This window comes from Pantoea sp. BR_17, assembly GCF_041955125.1.
Taxonomy (GTDB): domain Bacteria; phylum Pseudomonadota; class Gammaproteobacteria; order Enterobacterales; family Enterobacteriaceae; genus Pantoea; species Pantoea stewartii.
In genome coordinates this window covers 242880-261763 of record NZ_JAVAXT010000001.1, presented here as the reverse complement: position 1 = coordinate 261763, position 18884 = coordinate 242880, and the positions used below count along the sequence as shown (strand labels likewise).

Genomic DNA, 18884 nt, shown 5'->3' with positions numbered 1-18884 from the left:
ATTGCTATTAATTATCACTGATCGGTCTTTTGCCGTGCCCTGCCCGTGGGCGAGGATAAGTCAGCCCTGCGGCCTGCGACCGGTTCACTGACTCTGTCCCGCATGTGCCGCATCAGATTTTGCAAAAGGACTGATGATGCAACAACGCCGCTATACTGGCCAGGATCACTGGTTTTACGAGAGCCAGACCTGTCCGCGTACCGTTCCGGCTGCCCCGCTTTTTCCTGAAGCAGCGCATATCGACGATCGGTTCTTGTTGGGGTTAGCGCAGGAAACCTCTTCTGTTCAGCCGTTATTGCAGGCCGGACAACCCGCCATTCAGATTGCTCATGAGATTGTTGACCTGCTCTTTCCCGACCAGGTTGACGTTACGCTGACCCATACGCTGACGCTTTACGATCGGTTAAGCAGCGCGCTGACCGTGGCGCAGGTTACGGGCATTCAGCGGCTCTGCAATCACTACTCTGCAAGACTCAATCCTCTGCCTGGCCCTGACTCGTCGCGCGAGAGCAATAACCGCCTGACACAAATTACCCAGTACGCCCGACTGCTGGCCATGCAACCCACTCTGATTACTGCCGACAGTGTGCGCGCCCTTCACGCCGCAGGTCTGAGCGAAGCCGATATTGTCACGCTTAATCAGTTGGTCGGCTTTGTCTGTTACCAGGCACGCCTGATCGCCGGTATTCATGCTCTGCTGAACATGCCGGTACGCTGGATCCCCGGCATGTCACCTGCACCGGATGCGCCAGCCACCGATGCCCCCGGCGTCTGGCAGCCAGTCCTGAAACCGCTTGAGCCCCGCTATGCCAGCGAGGCGCAGCATAAGGCCGTGGCGCAATGCCAGACATCTTCTGCGCCAGAGGACGCCCTCTGGTTGCTGGCGCACGCACCGGCGTTATTAGAGCATTGGTACAGGTTGAATCATCAGGAGGAGACGGTCTTCACCGCCCGGGTTGAGGCTACAGCGGCCAGCCTGCTGGGAAATCGCTGGCGTCCACCTTCGTTAACGCCCTGTAGCGGCCAGGCTGGCGCCTTTGATAATGCTAACCTGACCGACGCTGACCGGGCGGTCAGCGCGTTAACCGCCCTGCTGACCCGCCAGCCAGAACGTTTTTGCGCCGCCGATCTCCAGCCATTGCAAGAATCCGGCTGGTCCGTTGCCGATCAGTTCGCGCTTATCCAGGCCATCGCGCGGGCAAACTGGAACAGCCGTTTATTTTATGCCTGTGGTGAGGCGCGCTAAAGATCCAGATGACTGCGCGCTTCGTCATAGAAGTGCTGTGCCAGCGGCGTTGCCCGACCCGGTTCAGCGACCACCAGGGCCGCCTGGCGCGCCATCTTTGGCATGATGACAGGTCGCTGTTCCAGTCCGTGTAAAGACGCGGGCAGCAGATGACCGCGTGGCGAAACCAGTACGCCCAACCCGACCTGCGTACACTGCAGCAGTTGCATAATGGAGGCGCTTTCTACCACCACGCGCGGCATCAGCGACATCTCCCGCAGCGCCATATCCAGATAGCGACGAAAATAGCGCGTGGGTTCAGCCAGACACAGCGGCTGACGGGCCAGCGTTGGCAGATCCAGGCTTTCAACCTCGCCTAAGTGCTGAAAATGTCCGGGATGAAACACCGCTTCAACGCCACGGTCCGCCAGCAACGCGGCCTGAAAATGCAGTTCACGCAGCGTCGCCATTTCAAAAAAACCAATCCCGACATCGACCGTATGACTGTTCAGCGCCTCCAGCAGCTGGTCGGCGCTCAGGACGGCAATACGGTAATCGAGTTGTGGATAGCGCACCTGAACCGCTTTGAGCAGCTGGGCCAGCGACACGCTGCACTGCGGTACCACACCCAGCCGCAATGTGCCGTTAACGCCGTGTTTCAGTGACTCGACTTCCAGCTTCAGCCCCTGATAAACGGAGACGATTTCCCGCGCCCAGGCCAGCACCCGATCCCCTTCTGGCGTGAATCCGGCAAAGTTATTGCTGCGGTTGATCAGGGATAACCCCAGTTCGCGTTCCAGATTTTTTAACCGCATTGATAAGGTAGGCTGGCTGACAAAACTCGCCTCAGCGGCACGGCCAAAATGGCGTTCGCGTTCGAGGTTGCAGAGGTAGATGAGTTGCTTAATGTCGATTTTTTGTGCCCGCCATAACGTCGCTCAGTTGAACGTCTATTATGTGCCGAGGGTGCAACAGAATGCCAGTCAGTGTGCGTTCAGGATTCCGGTACAGGCAGAGTGCAGTAATACAGCCCGAGTGTCCGGCTGACAGGAGATACTTTTGGGGGCGAGACGAAAGGCGTAATGGGCGCGCAACAGGCCGGACTCTTTCAGGTCAGGCTGGCAGAATTATTATTTTTTATGGTGTTTTCCCTGGTGTTGCCCGTTGTTACTTCGTTGGATAAGGCCAGGCGTGATCAATGCCCGTTGACGACAGTACGCCCGTCGCCAGTAAATAGATCACGACAAGTGTGAAAACAATAATTGCCGATATTTCAACGACTTTAACTAACCTGTTTTTCGCCATAAATAACCCCCTGTTAATTGCGTGTATTGCACTTTCCACCTCTTACCATAGAGTGTTACCGGTAAAATTCAAGCGCAGATCACAAAATGAAACATAAAGCATTGCTTATATTTTTGTGTTAATCGTGAACGTGAGGGGAACGGATAAAAACGGAGCTTAGAACGGAACGGAATGCCGTAATATGTCAGACAGGGAGGGCGCACCTGCTGCGCCCAATGAGGCCGCCGTCAGCCGACGCCAAGCATCGACTTCACTTCCTGCGCAATCTTTTCGACCTGAGGACCGTAAATCACCTGAACATCCTGCTCACTGACGCGATTCACGCCATTCGCGCCCGTACTCATCAGGGTGTGATCCACCACCTCTTTCATATCTTTTACCCGCACCCGTAAGCGCGTAAAGCAGCAATCGATGTCCTCTATATTGGCAGCCCCACCCAATCCACTGATAATGACCTGAGTGCGTTCACTGCCATCAACGACCTGCGGTTTTTCCTCCTCGGTTTCCCGTCCCGGTGTTTCGACATTCATGCGGGTAATGACAAAACGGAACCCGTAGTAATAGATCGGTGCGTAGATCACGCCAAGCACCAGCGTCCACCACCAGTGGGTTTTACTGCCACCCAGCACACCGAAGACCACCAGGTCGATAATGCCGCCCTGCACGTTGCCAATCATCAGATGCAGCATTGACATCAACATAAATGAAAGGCCGGTCAAAAACGCATGCAACACATAGAGCACGGGCGACACAAAAATAAAGCAGAACTCCAGAGGTTCGGTGATCCCGGTGGTAAAGGAGGTCAGCGCGCCGGCCAGCACCAGCGCTTTCACGCGTTGTTTATGCTCCGGACGTGCGGTGTGATAGATCGCCAGTGCTGCAGCAGGCAGCCCAAACATCATCACCGGTATTTTTCCCTGCGCCAGGAACTGGGTAGCCGTTCGCAGCGTGGCATCCCGGATGAGGCCAGGATGTGTCAGCGAGGCATTGAAAATATTCAATGCGCCGACAATGGTCTGTCCGTCCACAACCGCCATACCGCCAATCGGCGTAAAGCGGACCGTTTCATTGAGAATGTGGTGCAGCCCGGTGGGAATCAGCAGGCGTTCAGCCGCCCCCAGCAGAAATGCACCGTACTGACCACTGTGGCCAATCATCTGTCCCACCCAGGCGATGCCCTCTCCGAGGGTTGGCCAGATCAGCGCCAGCAATACACCCACCAGCGGCAGAACCACGACGGTGACAATGGGCACAAAACGTCGGCCGCCAAAGAAGCTGATCGCTGTAGGAAGTTGCTGCGTATAAAAACGATTGTGCAACATTACGGTGAGCAGGCCGGCCACCACGCCGCCCAGCACGCTCATGTTGTAGGTAAAAATCCCCAGCATCTGGATATATTCCGCCGAGGTCATCATGGCGGTCGTTTGATCCAGTCCCGCCTGTTGCAGCGCCTGAGGCGTCGTGGTGGCCGCCGTTATGCCTTTTGCGGCCAGCGTCGCATTAATCCCCACGTTCATGGCGATATAGCCAATCACCGCCGCAAAGGCGGCGGTCGGTTTCTCGGCTTTTGCCAGACCAATCGCACTGGCGACGGCAAAGAACAGGGGCAGATTGGCAAACAGCGCTCCTGCGACTTTGCGAATAAAACCGATAATGAGCTGGGCCACCTGCATTTGCGCAAAGGCTTCCCCCGTCACTGCGGGGTTCTGCATGGCCGCGGCCAGCCCCAGAAAAATACCGGCTGCCGCGATCACCGAAATGGGCATCATCAACGCCTTGCCAAATGCATGAATCTGGCTGGTCAGGTGTTTCATGGTTTCGCGCCTTTTTGTGTCATAAACAGCAAGTATTAGCGCGATGTGCCGATAACACCTGATACGGAGAAGTTATGAAAGGGTAAAATATGAACAGCATCACAGTTGTTGTGCCGTCACGATAAACGCGACCTATCGCACCATTAAGTCAATCAATTAGACAAGCTATGTCGTCGAACGCACACTAATCTTCACTATCAGGATATATCCTTGCAACATTCGTCCAACAAAAAAATAAGCCTGCACCTATGATGAAATTTAAGCGCCAAATTAAACCATACCGCGCCGCCGCGGGTGGCTGGGGTTCACTGGAAGCCACGACACGTTTTGTTTTCGACAGTAAAGCTGCCCTGAAAAACCTGCGCAATCTCATGCGTATGAACAAGGCGCGTGGCTTTGACTGCCCGGGCTGCGCCTGGGGCGATGACAATAAAAGTACTTTCAGCTTTTGTGAAAACGGAGCGAAAGCGGTAACCTGGGAAGCGACACGCCGCGTTGTGGATGCCGACTTCTTTGCGAAACACAGCGTGACCACGCTCTATGCTCAAAGCGATTACTTTCTGGAGTATCAGGGCCGCCTGACGCATCCCCTGCGCTACAACCGTGAAACCGATCACTACGAGCCCATCAGTTGGGATGACGCCTATGCGCTTATCGCGCAGCACATCAAAGCGATGGACAATCCAGACCAGATGGAGCTTTACACCTCAGGTCGCGCCAGTAATGAAGCGTCATGGCTTTATCAGCTGTTTGGCCGCATGCTGGGCACCAATAACTTCCCTGACTGCTCGAACATGTGTCACGAAGCCAGCGGTGCGGGACTGAAGCGCAGCATTGGCGTGGGTAAAGGCACGATTCGTCTGGATGATTTTGACCACGCGGATGCGATTTTTGTTTTTGGACAGAACCCGGGCACTAACCATCCACGCATGTTGCACAGCCTGCGTCACGCTGCCGATCACGGTGCAAAAATTGTGACCTTCAATACGCTGCGCGAACGCGGTCTGGAACGGTTCGCCGATCCGCAGAAGCCGCTGGAAATTGTGACCTCGAAAGCCGGTACCATCAGCTCGGCCTATTATCAGCCGCACCTGGGTGGCGATATGGCCGCGGTTCGCGGCATGGTTAAAGCCCTGCTGGAAACGCATCGCGCGCGCATTGCGGCAGGCGAAAGCGGCCTGTTCGATCAGGCGTTCCTGAATGCCAAAACGCACGGCGTTGAAGCCTACTTTGACGCCGTGGATAACACCGACTGGATGCAGATTGTGGCGCAATCCGGCCTGACTGAAGCGCAGATCCGTGAAGCGGCCGCGATTTACCAGAGCGCCGATCGGGTCATCTGTACCTGGGCGATGGGTATCACTCAGCACAAACATTCCGTCGATACCGTGCGCGAAATTACTAACCTGCAGCTGCTGTTTGGCCAGTTAGGTAAAAAAGGTGCGGGTCTGTGCCCTGTTCGTGGTCACAGTAATGTGCAGGGTAACCGCACCATGGGCATTGATGAGAAACCGGCAAAACCGTTCCTGGATGCGCTGGGTCAGCACTTCAATTTTGAGCCACCGCGTGCGGCAGGTCATAACACCGTTGAAGCACTGAATGCCATGCTGCGTGACGAAATCAAAGTGCTTATCGCGCTGGGTGGCAACCTGGCGGCGGCGGCACCGGATTCACCGCGCACCGAAGAAGCGCTGTCACGTTGTGGCCTGACCGTACATATCAGTACCAAACTGAACCGCAGCCATCTGGTTCCCGGTCATGAGGGCCTGATTCTGCCTACGCTGGGCCGCACCGAGCGCGATTTGCAGGCGACGGGCAATCAGTATATTACCGTGGAAGATTCCTTCAGCATGGTGCACGCGTCTGAAGGCGTGGGTATTCCGCTGGCGGATACACAACGTTCAGAAACGTCGATTGTCGCCAGCATTGCGCATGCGGTACTGGGCGATGAAAAGGTGAAGTGGCTGGATCTGGCGGCGGACTACAACCTGATTCGCGATCACATCGCAGCCACGATTCCTGGCTTTGCCGACTTTAACAGCAAATGCGATCAGCCTGGTGGGTTCTATCTGGGTAATGCCGCCGCCGAACTGCGCTTCAACACGCCGACCGGTAAGGCCGAGTTCAGCCCTGCCGCGCTGCCTGACTCGCTGTTTCCGCAGTTGGATCAGGAGGTGCCCTTCACGCTGCAAACCCTGCGTTCGCACGATCAGTACAACACGACGATTTATGGCCTTGATGACCGCTATCGCGGCGTTTACGGTCAGCGTGAAGTCGTCTTTATCAACCCGGACGATATGGCGGCATTAGGCTTCAGCGAAGGCCAGAATGTTGACATTGAAACCCTGTGGAATGATGGCGTAACACGGCGCGTGAGCGGCTTTAAGCTGGTGCCTTACAACATCCCGCGTGGCAACCTGGCGGCCTATTATCCAGAAACCAACCCGCTGGTTCCGCTGAACAGCTACGGTGATATTAGCGGTACGCCAACCTCGAAATCGGTGCCGGTTAAGCTGGAATTGTCGCAGGCAACGGTCACCCAACGCATTGCCTGATTCAGGCTTTGCTCCAGGCAAAAAGCCGGTTCGTCCGGCTTTTTGCCTTGCCGCGGGACCGCGATTCGCGTAAAACTGTCAGCCGCTATTAGGCCACGAAACGTAAAAATCATGTTCCAGGATAATCCGCTGCTTGCGCAGCTTAAAGAGAAGCTCCATTCACAAACGCCGCGTGCAGAAGGCGTTGTAAAAGGCACCGAAAAGGGATTCGGCTTTCTGGAAGTCGATGCACAAAAAAGTTATTTCATCCCGCCCCCGCAGATGAAGAAAGTGATGCACGGCGACCGTATTATTGCCGTCATCCACACCGATAAAGATCGTGAAAGCGCAGAACCAGAAACGCTGGTCGAGCCTTTCCTGAGCCGTTTTGTAGGCCGTGTGCAGAAAAAAGACGATCGTCTTTCTATCGTGCCCGATCATCCCCTGCTGAAAGAGGCCATTCAGTGCCGTCCGGTACGTGGGCTGACCCACGATTTCCAACAGGGCGACTGGGCCGTCGCGGAAATGCGACGTCATCCGTTAAAGGGTGACCGCGGCTTTTATGCTGAACTGACCGAATTTATTGTCAGCGCAGACGACCACCTTGCGCCGTGGTGGGTGACACTGTCACGTCACAATCTGGAGCGCCAGGCACCTGAAATGGGTTTTGGCGAGATGCTGGACGAAAACCTGCAGCGTGAAGACCTGACCGCGCTGGATTTCGTGACCATCGACAGCGCCAGCACAGAAGATATGGACGATGCGCTCTATGTTGAGGCGCTGGAAGACAATGCCCTGCGCCTGACGGTCGCCATTGCCGATCCGACCGCTTACGTGGCTGAAGGCAGCGAGCTGGATAAGCTGGCCGCGCAACGTGCGTTCACCAACTACCTGCCGGGCTTTAATATTCCGATGCTGCCGCGCGAGCTTTCCGATGATGTCTGCTCCCTGCGCCCTGATGTGCGTCGCCCGGTACTGGCCTGTCGCGTCACCGTGGCGCAGGATGGCAGCCTGTCTGATGTGCACTTCTTCGCGGCCTGGATCGAATCGAAAGCCAAACTGGTTTACGACGAGGTTTCTGACTGGCTGGAAAACAGCGGCGAGTGGCAGCCGCAGAATGACGCGATTGCGAATCAGATCCGCCTGCTGCATCAATTGTGCCTGTCTCGCGGCGAATGGCGCCAGGCCCATGCGCTGGTGTTTAAAGATCGCCCGGATTACCGCTTCCTGTTGGGCGAGAAAGGCGAAGTGCTGGATATCGTCGCTGAACCGCGTCGCATTGCCAACCGAATCGTTGAAGAAGCCATGATTCTGGCCAACATCTGTGCGGCCGAGGTGCTGCGCGATAAGCTGGGCTTTGGGATCTATAACGTCCATGCAGGCTTCGATACTGCCAACGCCGAGCAGGCCGCCGCCGTGCTGGCGACACATGGGATTACGGCAGATCCTTCAGCGATTACCACGCTGGACGGTTTCCGCGTGCTGCGCCGGGAGCTGGATGCCCAGCCGACCCAGTTCCTGGACAGCCGTATTCGTCGTTTCCAGACGTATGCGGAAATCACCACCGAACCTGGCCCGCACTTCGGTCTGGGCCTGGAAGCCTATGCGACCTGGACCTCACCGATTCGTAAATTTGGCGACATGATCAACCATCGCCTGCTGAAAGCCATCGTGCGTGGTGAGTCGATCGCCCGGCCCGATGACGCTGTCACGGTCACCATGAGCGAGCGCCGCCGTCTTAACCGCATGGCCGAGCGTGACGTGGGCGACTGGCTTTATGCCCGTTACCTGTCACCTTTTGCGGCGACAGATCGTAAATTCAGCGCGGAAATTATCGATATTTCCCGTGGTGGCATGCGCGTGCGTTTGCTGGAGAATGGCGCAGTGGCGTTTATCCCTGCTCCGTTCCTGCACTCCGTTCGTGACGAACTGGTATGCAGCCAGGAAAGCGGCACAGTGCAGATCAAAGGTGAAGTGGTTTACCGCGTGACCGATGTGATCGACGTGACCATCGCCGAAGTGCGTATGGAAACCCGCAGCGTCGTCGCTCGCCCCGCAGCCTGAGTATTATCCAGCGGGACAGGATAGCCTGTCCCGCTCATTCCTGACGTACCGCTTCCGCACACGCTAAATTTGCACTGCGCTTCACAGTTCTCTCCTTATTAACTTTCACTTACATTCCATTACATTAACGTTAGCTCGTTGTATTCGATCGCCTTCCATTCGGTCTCTACAAGGAGTGAGTTATGAAGAACGTCAAAACCGGCGTGATCTGGTTAGCGGTGGCGTTAACTGGCGCGGGCGCGTTCGCGATGCTGGCGCTTAATCGCGGCGAACACGTCAACGCAGTCTGGCTGGTGGTTGCCGCAGTCGCCTGTTACAGCATTGCCTATCGTTTTTACAGCCTCTTTATCGCCCGCAACATTTTCGAACTCGACGATCGTCGCCTGACGCCTGCTGAACGTCTCAGCGACGGTCTGGACTACGTCCCCACCAACAAATGGGTGCTGTTTGGTCACCATTTTGCCGCTATCGCCGGTGCGGGCCCGTTGGTCGGTCCGATTCTGGCCGCGCAGATGGGCTTTTTACCTGGCACGATCTGGATTCTGGTCGGCGTGATGCTGGCCGGTGCGGTTCAGGATTTCCTGGTGCTGTTTATCTCGACCCGACGCGATGGCCGTTCACTGGGCGAAATGGCCCGTCAGGAGCTGGGCGCCTTCGCTGGCGTTATCACTATGCTGGGTGCGCTGGGCGTGATGATTATTATCCTTTCCGCGCTGGCGCTGGTGGTGGTGAAGGCACTGGCGAACAGCCCCTGGGGCCTTTTTACCATTGCCGCAACGATCCCTATCGCGCTGTTTATGGGCATCTACATGCGCTTTCTGCGCCCCGGTAAAATTGCTGAAGTCTCACTGATTGGTTTTGTGCTGATGATGGCGGCCATTATTTACGGTGGCGATGTCGCACAACATCCCTACTGGGGGCCGTTCTTTACCCTGAAAGGCACGTCACTGACCTGGGTGCTGGTCATTTATGGTTTTATCGCATCGGTATTACCGGTGTGGCTGCTGTTAGCACCGAGGGACTACCTCTCGACCTTTCTGAAAATTGGCGTCATCGTTGGTCTGGCTGTAGGTATTGTGTTCGCCATGCCAGAGATGAAGATGCCCGCCGTGACCCGCTTCATTGACGGCACCGGCCCGGTCTTCTCAGGGGCTCTGTTCCCGTTCCTGTTTATCACTATTGCCTGCGGGGCGATTTCCGGCTTTCATGCACTGGTTTCCAGCGGAACCACGCCAAAACTCGTGGAGCGGGAAAGCCACATTCGCTTTATTGGCTACGGCGCGATGTTGATGGAGTCGTTTGTCGCCATAATGGCGCTGATTTGCGCCTCAGTGCTGGACCCCGGCGTGTATTTTGCAATGAATGCCCCGGCGGCGCTGATTGGCACCACCGTTGAAAATGCCGCCCAGGTGATCAACGGCTGGGGCTTTGTCGTTACACCGGAGATGTTAAGTGGAATTGCACGGGATGTAGGGGAAGCCTCAATTCTGTCCCGTGCTGGCGGCGCACCGACGTTCGCCGTCGGTATGGCCCATATCATTACCGAGGTGGTTAACAGTCGCGCCATGATGGCCTTCTGGTATCACTTTGCCATTCTGTTTGAAGCCCTGTTTATTCTGACTGCCGTCGATGCCGGTACGCGTGCCTGTCGGTTTATGGTGCAGGACCTGGTGGGCACCGTGGTGCCGTCGATGGCCAATAACCGCTCCTGGCTGGGTAACCTTGCGGGTACGACCGTTGCGGTGGCAGGCTGGGGATTCTTTGTGTATCAGGGCGTGATTGATCCGCTGGGCGGCATCAATACGCTATGGCCATTGTTTGGCATCGGTAACCAGATGCTGGCCTCCATGGCGCTGATTCTGGGCACCGTGGTGCTGTTTAAAATGAAGAAGCAGCGTTATGCGTGGGTGACCATTCTGCCAACGATCTGGCTGTTTATTACCTCAATGACCGCGGGATGGCAGAAGATTTTCCACGAAAAACCGTCCATCGGCTTTCTGGCGCAGGCCAATAAATTCCGTAAAGGTCTGGATGAAGGCGTGATTATCGCACCGGCGAAAACCGTCGCCGATATGCACACCATCGTTTTCAGCAACCAGATTAACGCGGCCCTGTGCGGGTTCTTTATGCTGGTCGCCGTTACCATGCTCATTGCGGCTTTTTTTGTGATTCGTCGCGCCCTGCGCAGTGAGGTGCCTACCACGCATGAGTCCGCGACCACGCTGCGGAAGGAGGTTAGCCATGTCTGACAGCATTCATCGTGTAACACGGCCAACAGGGACGTGGCAAATTGTGCGCTGCGAATTACGCTATGCTCCCGTCCGCCCTGGCTTTCGCTGGCGGGCATTCTGGCAGGGGCTACAGCAAAGCTTTCGTCTGATGGTGGGCGTTCAGGATTACCAAAAATACCTGCAGCACATGCGGCGGCGGCATCCAGACCTGCCGCCGATGAGCGAGCGTGACTTTCATCGTTATTGTCTGGACGCCCGCTTTCCCAGTCAGGCTGGAAAACTGGGTAAATGTCCGTGCTGAACCGCCTGCCGGCCCCGCTTCGGCGGGGTTTTTTGTTCCTGTTTTTTCTGGAAAGTAAAATAAATACACTTTCATCTTGTGCTGACATCAGTAGATGAATACTGTTGCTAAAATAATGAGATAACGTCAGCTATGGACTTCCCGGAGGGAGTGATCATGACCGATGAACAAGGGCAATCATTGTTGTATACCTTGTTTGGTACAACCAGCCCTCATTGGCGGTTAAGCGCGGACAGCGATGCGCTGCTTTTTGCCTTAGATGAATCATCGAATACGAGTGTTGCTGTGCCGCTGACGCCTGGCCAGTGCAGTTTACTGCGAGCTATGCCAGTGATTACTTCCAGTATCAACCTGACGTTAACAATCCATGGTGAGCAGGTGGCCATGCATTTTGTCGGTCGGCGCATCAATCAGTCTGTCTGGGCCGGTACCGCATCCGCCTGGGGCGATACATCGGCGGTCGCACGCGATCTGACGCTGGGGCTGTCCTTTGCGGAACAGGTGGTTTCAGAGGCCAATTCCGTTATCGTCATTCTTGACCAGCGGGGCAATATTCAGCGCTTTAACCGACTCAGCGAAGAGTACACCGGCCTGTATGAGCAGGATGTGATTGGCCGGAATGTTTTTCAGCTGTTTATGACCAAGCAGGAGGCGGCAGCGTCACGTCGCAACATTGCGGGCTTCTTCCGTGATGGTAACTCTTATGAAGTCGAACGCTGGATCAAAACGATGAAGGGACAGCGACTCTTTCTGTTTCGTAATAAGTTTGTTCACAGCGGCAGCGGAAAAAATGAAATTTTCCTCATCTGTTCCGGAACGGATATTACCGAAGAACGTCGCGCTCAGGAGCGACTGCGTGTCATGGCCAATACGGATGGTATTACCGGCCTGCCCAACCGTCACGCGATACATCAGCAAATCAGTCAGGCGCTGGAGCGGGCGGAAGGCAGTGAAACCGGTGTGGTCTATCTGGACCTGGATAATTTCAAAAAAGTGAATGACGCTTATGGCCATATGTTTGGCGATCAACTGCTGCAGGCGGTGTCGCTGGCTATTCTGAGTTGTCTGAGTAAGAACCAGACGCTGGGACGCCTTGGCGGTGATGAGTTTGTGGTGCTGGCCGAACAGACCAGCCAGGCGGCGCTGGAAGCGATGGCGACGCGCATTCTGGATCGGTTACGTCAGCCCTTCCGCATTGGCCTTATCGAAGTTTACAGCGGCTGCTCCATCGGCATTGCCATCGCGCCGCTGCATGGGGAAGATCGTGAATGCCTGATCCGCAATGCCGATACGGCGATGTATCACGCCAAAGAGAACAATCGCGGTAAATATTGCGTCTTTGCTGAAGAGATGAACCGGCGGGTATTTGAATATCTGTGGCTTGATACCAATCTTCGTAAAGCGCTGGAGCAGGACCATTTACTGGTGCACTACCAACCCAAAGTGGACACGGACGGGAAAGTTCGCAGTGCCGAAGCGTTGGTGCGCTGGCATTCACCCGAGCGCGGACTGGTCTCGCCTGCTGACTTTATCCCCTATGCTGAAGATTCAGGACTGATTGTGCCGCTGGGGCGCTGGGTGATGCTCAATGTGTTGAAACAGATTATCGCGTGGCGCCAGCAGGATATTCATCTGCGCGTGGCCGTCAACGTCTCCGCGCGCCAGTTGATGGATCAGTCGATCTACAGCGATCTGAAGCAGGCGCTGACTGACGCCGGTTTAACGGAAAGCCCGATCGATATCGAACTCACGGAGAGCTGTCTGATTGAGAACGAAGCGGAAGCGCTGAAGTTAATGCACAAGTTCCAGGAGCTGGGTGCCCAGGTCCATCTGGATGATTTTGGTACCGGTTATTCCTCGTTATCACAGCTGGCACGAGTGCCTATTAACGCCATTAAGCTGGATCAAAGTTTTATCCGCAATGTGAATAAACGCCCTGTCTCCCAGTCGCTGGTGCGCGCGATTGTTGCGGTTGCCAAGGCGCTGGATTTACAGGTTATTGCCGAAGGCATAGAAACCGCCGATGAAGAGGCCTTCGTGCTGAAGAATGGCGTCGATGGTCGACAAGGCTATTTCTACGCAAAACCAATGCCCGCCGAACAGTTTGGGCATTGGCTGGCTCAGCATCCTGCCCGCAAGTAAACGCTTAAGTCCCTAACCCGCTTTACGCAGTGATGCGGTGTGGCGGTTTTGTAACTGGACTAAACGCTCCATATAGGCGATATCTTTTGCTTCAAGCGAAAAGGCGTAATCGACCCAGTCTTCCGTGATGTCCATTAACTCGGCGCGGGAAAGCTGCAATACGCGCTGGCGCGCCTTCAGCATAGCGCGCACTCCATTGAGTTTGGGCCGCAAGGTATCAATGAACGTCCGGGTGGCACGGTAGCTGTCGCCTGGCTGAAACACTTTGTCAACCAGTCCCCGCGTTTCGTACCACTCTGCGCTGTGGGATTCGCCTTCGATGATCAGCTCCTCCGCCAGCTTCATGCCCGAACGCCGGGCGACTAATGAATAGCCGCCCATACCCGGAAACAGGTTAAACGCAATCTCCGGAAAACCCATACGGGCGTTGTTTTGCGCCAGGATAAAGTGATGCGCCAGCGCTGCCTCAAAACCGCCGCCCAGTGCACTGCCCTCAATCATTGCCAGCGTCACGGCTCCGGTGTCAAAGCCACGCGCGGCAGAATGAATGCAGTCAACACAGGCGCGTGCATAGGCACGCAACGCTTCCCGGCGATTATTACGGATACACTCCACAAAGAAGCGCAAATCACCACCGGCATTAAACATTTGTGGCACTAACGAGCCGGTGACCCAGAAGTCGATGGGTAAGCCAGAACGCTGGGCCGCGTAACTGAGATTCATGATCTCTTCAATCAGTTCATGATTAAAGCTGGGGCGCGGTTGGGCGCGTAACATCATCCACATGGTACGTCTCCCTTCTTCGTAATAAGCCACTAACTGCGTGGTTTGTCCGGCTTCGGAAAACAGTCTGCATGTGGGTTGGTTAATCACGGTCATTGTCTCATCCTCTGTTATTTTGATGCGCTAATTGCGCCACATCAGCCTAATCCAGAGTGAGGCCAGACCAAATGAGAGATTGATTTACAAGATAAATTCCAGAGTGATCCCTGATGCACGACATTTAATTGATTAGTATGATTTCTTGATAGCACGCGACTCGCTGGCAGAACAGCGCCAACCGATAACGGGCACTGAAGAGACTTTCACGCCACGTAAGCCGTGCATAACGCGCAAATCAGGACGCAGACCAGGCTGCGCCCTCAACCTTATTTCTGGCCGTACCAGGCATTTTCACCATGCTTGCGCAAGTAATGCAGATCGAGCAGGGTTTGCTGGATGGGGGGAAGACCGGCCGTCAGCTGCTGACTGAACAATCCCATATACGCCACCTCTTCCAGCACCACCGCGCTGTGCACCGCCGCATGGGCATCTTTGCCCCACGCGAAGGGGCCATGTGAATTCACCAGCACGGCGGGAATCGCAGTGGGAGAAAGGCCACGCTGCGCAAAGGTTTCAATAATCACTTCACCCGTATTCCACTCGTATTGCTGTTGAATCTCCTCGTCACGCATGGCGCGGGTACAGGGAATTTCACCGTAGAAGTCGTCCGCGTGTGTGGTTCCCCAGGCCGGAATGGCACGACCGGCCTGCGCCCAGATGGTGGCGTGGCGTGAGTGCGTATGGACAATTCCACCTACTTCGGGCCAGGCCAGATAAAGCGCCCGGTGCGTAGCCGTGTCAGAGGAAGGACGTTTTGTGCCTTCGATAACCTCTCCGCTCGCCAGATCCACCACTACCATGTCATCCACTTTCATTACATCGTAACTGACGCCGGAAGGCTTAATCACCAGCAAACCCTGCTCACGATCGAGGGCGCTGACATTGCCCCAGGTGAAGGTAACAAGGTTATGTTTAGGAAGATCGAGATTGGCTTCCAGAACCTGTTGTTTCAGATGTTCCAGCATTTTTTTCTCCTGCTGAATAAGGTCTTAACATTTTGCGGAGCAGGCAGAAAAAACGTTATGGAGCAAATGGCTAAAAAGCAGCGGAAAATAGCTGTGAATGGAAAATTGTGCTGAGAATTAAGAATTATCCCTCTTCGGAAAACCTTCAAAATGAATAGAATTCTGTCAGGCGTCGGGCAGGTCCACCTGCTACTGGTGCTTTTCAGCCGCTACAAACAGATCGTCCATGGTGTCCGCGTTTTTATACTAAAAGGATGCGGTAATAATGCGGCACAGGCGGCCTGAAAAAATTTCAAAGCTATACTTAGTGTGTTGCCTCTGCAAACACAATAAAGGAGAAGTTTATGACAATTACAATGAAAAAATTGACCGTTGCGGTTTTAGCGACCACCCTGGTTGTGGCGTTAAGCGGCTGTTCTAACTGGTCTAAGCGTGACCGCAATACTGCGATTGGTGCAGGTGCGGGTGCCATTGGTGGTTCAGTACTGACCAACGGCAGCGCGCTGGGTACAGTCGGCGGCGCAGCAGTAGGTGGCATTATCGGTCATCAGATTCACTAAGAACCGCAATTAAAACAATTAACGGCTACGCAGCGCATCTACACCATAAGCCGGGCTACACAAGTCGCCCGGTTTTTTATTTAACCGCCCGCCAGTTTTACTTTCATACCTTTGACTTCCAGCAGGCTTTTAAGTAAATCACGTTTGTCGCCCTGAATTTCAATTACACCGTCTTTCACCGATCCGCCACAACCGCATTTCTTTTTTAGCTCGGCAGCCAGAAGATTCAGTGCAACATCATCCATGTCCACGCCAGTTATCAGGCAAACGCCCTTGCCTTTCCGGCCGCTGGTCTGGCGCTGGATACGGACAATGCCGTCCCCTTTAGGACGTTCCACTTTCTGTTCGGGTTGCACAATGCGGCCTGAATCTGTGGAATATACAAGTGGGTTGTCACGACTCATTTTACCGCCTCCAGATCATTGATTATGGCTTTAAGCGTCGCCGCCGGGTTAGCAGACTGTGTAACCGGGCGGCCAATGACCATATAATCCACCCCGGCGAGCTTCGCCTGCTGCGGCGTCATTACGCGACGCTGATCGCCGGCGTCGCTGCCTGCTGGCCGGATGCCTGGCGTGACCAGCGTGAAGTCCCTGCCAATGACCTGTTTAAATCGAGTGGCTTCGTGGGCGGAACAAACCACACCATCCAGGCCACATTCGTGGGTCAGCTTTGCCAGGCGCTCGGCCTGCTCTGCCGGCGAAAGCGTGATACCCAGACCCAGCAAGTCATCTGCATTCATACTGGTCAGGACGGTGACGGCAATCAGTAACGGCGCTTGCTGCCCAAAAGGCACTAACGCTTCCCGGGCGGCGTTCATCATACGCGCACCGCCGCTGGCGTGCACATTCACCATCCAGACACCAAGATCGGCGGCGGCGGCGACAGCATGGGCCGTTGTATTGGGAATATCATGGAATTTCAGGTCGAGGAAGATTTCAAAGCCGCGTTGTTGCAGCGTTTTGACCAACTGAGGGCCAAATAAGGTGAACATTTCTTTGCCCACTTTCAGGCGACAGCTACCTGGCTCTATCTGATCAACAAAATGCAGCGCGCTGTTTAAATCGTGGTAATCAAGCGCCACTAACACGGGTGAAGTCGGGGATAAGGCCATGCTATTTCCTCTGCGGTAGGCACCTGCTGGCGCGTTAGACAAACGGCACGCATTCTACCTGCCCGCATTTCCCATCACAATCCCTGTTATCCTGCGAGGCGATATTCGCACGGTGCTGATGCAGGCTGGTGAACAGGTTCTTTATAGTATGTTGTAACTAAATTAGACACCAGAAAGACTGGCAACAGTGCGCATCACGTGCGCAGTTATTGCCCGTCGAGTCCCCGAATCGGTTTGACCGATGACCAGGTGCGGCAGGAAGGACAATGCCAGTAGAGCGCATGGGCAGTAAACCCACATTTCTGGCAACGGTAGCGCGGCTTGGTCCGGATTTGTTCGCCGACCAGGTCGCGCAGGACCATCAAACTCTCTTTGGCGCGACCGTCTTCCGCCTCATGCAGGTGAAACTCCATCAGGCGATGAAACACGCGCATATTGGGATGACGCTGTAACTGATGATTAATGTAATTTTGTGCGGCTTCCGCGCCCTGCTCTTGCTCCAGAATCGCGGAAAGATAAAGTTCTGCGGCGGCGCCGGTATTTTCTTCCACGCAGCGTTTGAGAAAGGCGGCCCAGGCGTCGGGCTGATTAAGTCGCTGAAAACAGGTCTCCAGCATCGGCAGCGTTTCACTGACCAGTTCTTTGTCCTGATCCAGTACACGTTGCAGATGCTCAACCGCTTTGCCGTACTCCCCTTTCTCCATCAGAATACGTCCCATCATAATGGAGACTCGCGCGCTCTGGCGATCTGCCGCCTCGCCCTTTTTCAACAGCGTCATTGCGCGGTCAAGATCGTCGCTGCTCATCGCCTGCAAAGCCAGTTCACAGTAGAAATGCGCGATCTCGCCCTTCTGTTTGTCTTTGCCTAATTTCACCAGGCGCTCAGCGACCTCAATCGCCTGAAGCCAGTCGCTGGTCGCCTGATGAATAAGCAATAACTGCTGCAGGGCACCAATGCGGAAATCCGTTTCATCGGTGAGCTGTTTAAACATGTCTTCTGCGCGGTCATAAAGCCCCGCGGCCATGTAATCGCGCCCCAGTTGCTGGATAGCTAATAAACGCTGCTCATAGCTCAGAGAGGCACTTTCCATTAACGACTGATGGATTCGAATCGCACGGTCGACTTCACCGCGGGAGCGGAACAGGTTTCCCAGCGTAAGATGCGCCTCAACGGTGCCGCTGTCTTCCTTCAGCATATCAAGGAACAGATCGACCGCTTTATCCTGTTGGTTAGACAGCAGAAAGTTAACGCCCGCCACGTATTCGCGTGACAAGCGGTTGGATTCCTGTTGCTTGTCCTGCTGCGCACTACGGCGTCCCATGTACCAGCCATAGGCCGCCGCAACAGGCAGTAACAGAAACAGCAGTTCTAACATGGAATCTTATTCCTGCACGGTTGGCGGCAACGGTTTACCACCTGTGCCAGGCGCATTCTGATCAACCTGAGCCTGCAGACGTTTAATTTTACGTTGGGCGTTCGCCAGCGAGACGCGAACACGCAGCCAGAACAGCCCACAGATGACCCAGCCCAGCAGGAAGCCCACGCCGAACAACGTTGCCAGTAAAGTGGAGATACGGAAATCGCCCTGCGCCAGCAGATAGTTAAAGGTGATAACCTGGTCGTTGTGTGCGCCAAGGGTCACAGAAATGATAAAAATGACCAAAACCACTAAAAAAATCAGCAAATATTTCACAGTGCATCCTGTTGTGAGGTTGTCGAATCAAAGTATGCCAAAATTACGGCAGA

At 54.9% G+C, this 18884-nt stretch carries 16 protein-coding genes; 7 read left to right on the top strand and 9 right to left on the bottom strand.

Annotated features, from left to right (window positions below):
* Positions 1-136 precede the first annotated feature (136 nt).
* On the top strand, positions 137-1246 hold the full coding sequence (locus tag RAC60_RS01175) for an oxidoreductase (RefSeq protein ID WP_375092667.1): 1110 nt from the start codon (positions 137-139) through the stop codon (positions 1244-1246).
* Here the strand turns inward: RAC60_RS01175 and RAC60_RS01170 are convergent.
* The 3 genes from RAC60_RS01170 to RAC60_RS01160 form a co-directional block, all read right to left on the bottom strand.
* Positions 1243-2139, bottom strand: a complete 897-nt coding sequence (locus RAC60_RS01170) for a LysR family transcriptional regulator (protein WP_033741802.1) — start codon at positions 2137-2139, stop codon at positions 1243-1245. The genes RAC60_RS01175 and RAC60_RS01170 overlap by 4 nt on opposite strands.
* Positions 2140-2392: 253 nt before the next feature.
* Positions 2393-2530, bottom strand: a complete 138-nt coding sequence (locus RAC60_RS01165; protein WP_375092457.1) for a hypothetical protein — start codon at positions 2528-2530, stop codon at positions 2393-2395.
* A 227-nt stretch (positions 2531-2757) separates the two neighbouring features.
* A complete protein-coding gene (locus RAC60_RS01160) occupies positions 2758-4344 on the bottom strand; it encodes a PTS transporter subunit EIIC (protein WP_375092456.1) in 1587 nt (528 codons plus the stop codon).
* Between the two features lie 251 nt (positions 4345-4595).
* Here RAC60_RS01160 and RAC60_RS01155 point away from each other — a divergent pair, with 251 nt between their 5' ends.
* The 5 genes from RAC60_RS01155 to pdeR all read left to right on the top strand — a co-directional run bounded on the left by RAC60_RS01155 (position 4596) and on the right by pdeR (position 13616).
* Positions 4596-6899, top strand: coding sequence for an FdhF/YdeP family oxidoreductase (locus RAC60_RS01155; RefSeq protein ID WP_039341548.1), 2304 nt, complete (start codon positions 4596-4598; stop codon positions 6897-6899).
* Positions 6900-7010: 111 nt separating this feature from the next.
* On the top strand, positions 7011-8942 hold the full coding sequence (locus RAC60_RS01150) for an exoribonuclease II (RefSeq protein ID WP_033741804.1): 1932 nt from the start codon (positions 7011-7013) through the stop codon (positions 8940-8942).
* Between the two features lie 182 nt (positions 8943-9124).
* Positions 9125-11191 carry a carbon starvation CstA family protein gene (locus RAC60_RS01145; protein ID WP_375092455.1) on the top strand — a complete coding sequence of 689 codons (2067 nt, stop codon included), beginning with the start codon at positions 9125-9127 and terminating at the stop codon, positions 11189-11191.
* Positions 11184-11474, top strand: a complete 291-nt coding sequence (locus tag RAC60_RS01140; protein WP_375092454.1) for a YbdD/YjiX family protein — start codon at positions 11184-11186, stop codon at positions 11472-11474. The genes RAC60_RS01145 and RAC60_RS01140 overlap by 8 nt, the downstream gene beginning before the upstream one ends.
* Before the next feature lie 156 nt (positions 11475-11630).
* Positions 11631-13616 carry a cyclic di-GMP phosphodiesterase gene (pdeR, locus tag RAC60_RS01135; RefSeq protein WP_039340199.1) on the top strand — a complete coding sequence of 662 codons (1986 nt, stop codon included), beginning with the start codon at positions 11631-11633 and terminating at the stop codon, positions 13614-13616.
* 12 nt (positions 13617-13628) lie between these two features.
* On the opposite strand, the gene RAC60_RS01130 is transcribed toward pdeR, so the two are convergent.
* Together RAC60_RS01130 and araD are read right to left on the bottom strand one after the other, a co-directional pair.
* Entirely contained in the window at positions 13629-14495 is an 867-nt protein-coding gene (locus RAC60_RS01130; protein WP_033741810.1) for a crotonase/enoyl-CoA hydratase family protein, read from the bottom strand.
* A gap of 269 nt (positions 14496-14764) precedes the next feature.
* Positions 14765-15463 (bottom strand): L-ribulose-5-phosphate 4-epimerase, encoded by a 699-nt coding sequence (araD, locus tag RAC60_RS01125; RefSeq protein WP_006119322.1) that lies wholly within the window; start codon positions 15461-15463, stop codon positions 14765-14767.
* A 344-nt stretch (positions 15464-15807) separates the two neighbouring features.
* Between araD and osmB the strand changes: the two genes are divergently transcribed.
* A complete protein-coding gene (osmB, locus tag RAC60_RS01120) occupies positions 15808-16023 on the top strand; it encodes an osmotically-inducible lipoprotein OsmB (RefSeq protein ID WP_006119323.1) in 216 nt (71 codons plus the stop codon).
* A gap of 80 nt (positions 16024-16103) precedes the next feature.
* Here the strand turns inward: osmB and yciH are convergent, their stop codons facing one another.
* From yciH to RAC60_RS01100, 4 genes are all read right to left on the bottom strand, one after another.
* The gene (gene yciH, locus RAC60_RS01115; RefSeq protein ID WP_375092453.1) at positions 16104-16427 is read right to left on the bottom strand and encodes a stress response translation initiation inhibitor YciH; all 324 of its coding nucleotides are present in this window, start codon (positions 16425-16427) and stop codon (positions 16104-16106) included.
* Positions 16424-17137: an orotidine-5'-phosphate decarboxylase gene (gene pyrF / locus RAC60_RS01110; protein WP_058708089.1), complete on the bottom strand. Its 714-nt coding sequence runs from the start codon at positions 17135-17137 to the stop codon at positions 16424-16426. The genes yciH and pyrF overlap by 4 nt, the downstream gene beginning before the upstream one ends.
* Positions 17138-17343: 206 nt before the next feature.
* Positions 17344-18513, bottom strand: coding sequence for a lipopolysaccharide assembly protein LapB (gene lapB, locus RAC60_RS01105; protein ID WP_006119326.1), 1170 nt, complete (start codon positions 18511-18513; stop codon positions 17344-17346).
* A 6-nt stretch (positions 18514-18519) separates the two neighbouring features.
* On the bottom strand, positions 18520-18831 hold the full coding sequence (locus RAC60_RS01100; protein WP_033741817.1) for a LapA family protein: 312 nt from the start codon (positions 18829-18831) through the stop codon (positions 18520-18522).
* Between the last annotated feature and the right edge of the window lie 53 nt (positions 18832-18884).

Excerpts from the sequence above, each read along its gene's own strand:
- RAC60_RS01165 (WP_375092457.1), bottom strand. The coding sequence starts at position 2,530 with ATGGCGAAAAACAGGTTAGTTAAAGTCGTTGAAATATCGGCAATTATT.
- RAC60_RS01160 (WP_375092456.1), bottom strand. The coding sequence starts at position 4,344 with ATGAAACACCTGACCAGCCAGATTCATGCATTTGGCAAGGCGTTGATG.
- RAC60_RS01145 (WP_375092455.1), top strand. The coding sequence starts at position 9,125 with ATGAAGAACGTCAAAACCGGCGTGATCTGGTTAGCGGTGGCGTTAACT.
- lapB (WP_006119326.1), bottom strand. The coding sequence starts at position 18,513 with ATGTTAGAACTGCTGTTTCTGTTACTGCCTGTTGCGGCGGCCTATGGC.
- RAC60_RS01155 (WP_039341548.1), top strand. The coding sequence starts at position 4,596 with ATGAAATTTAAGCGCCAAATTAAACCATACCGCGCCGCCGCGGGTGGC.
- RAC60_RS01130 (WP_033741810.1), bottom strand. The coding sequence starts at position 14,495 with ATGACCGTGATTAACCAACCCACATGCAGACTGTTTTCCGAAGCCGGA.
- RAC60_RS01140 (WP_375092454.1), top strand. The coding sequence starts at position 11,184 with ATGTCTGACAGCATTCATCGTGTAACACGGCCAACAGGGACGTGGCAA.
- pyrF (WP_058708089.1), bottom strand. The coding sequence starts at position 17,137 with ATGGCCTTATCCCCGACTTCACCCGTGTTAGTGGCGCTTGATTACCAC.
- RAC60_RS01175 (WP_375092667.1), top strand. The coding sequence starts at position 137 with ATGCAACAACGCCGCTATACTGGCCAGGATCACTGGTTTTACGAGAGC.
- araD (WP_006119322.1), bottom strand. The coding sequence starts at position 15,463 with ATGCTGGAACATCTGAAACAACAGGTTCTGGAAGCCAATCTCGATCTT.
- pdeR (WP_039340199.1), top strand. The coding sequence starts at position 11,631 with ATGACCGATGAACAAGGGCAATCATTGTTGTATACCTTGTTTGGTACA.
- RAC60_RS01150 (WP_033741804.1), top strand. The coding sequence starts at position 7,011 with ATGTTCCAGGATAATCCGCTGCTTGCGCAGCTTAAAGAGAAGCTCCAT.
- osmB (WP_006119323.1), top strand. The coding sequence starts at position 15,808 with ATGACAATTACAATGAAAAAATTGACCGTTGCGGTTTTAGCGACCACC.
- yciH (WP_375092453.1), bottom strand. The coding sequence starts at position 16,427 with ATGAGTCGTGACAACCCACTTGTATATTCCACAGATTCAGGCCGCATT.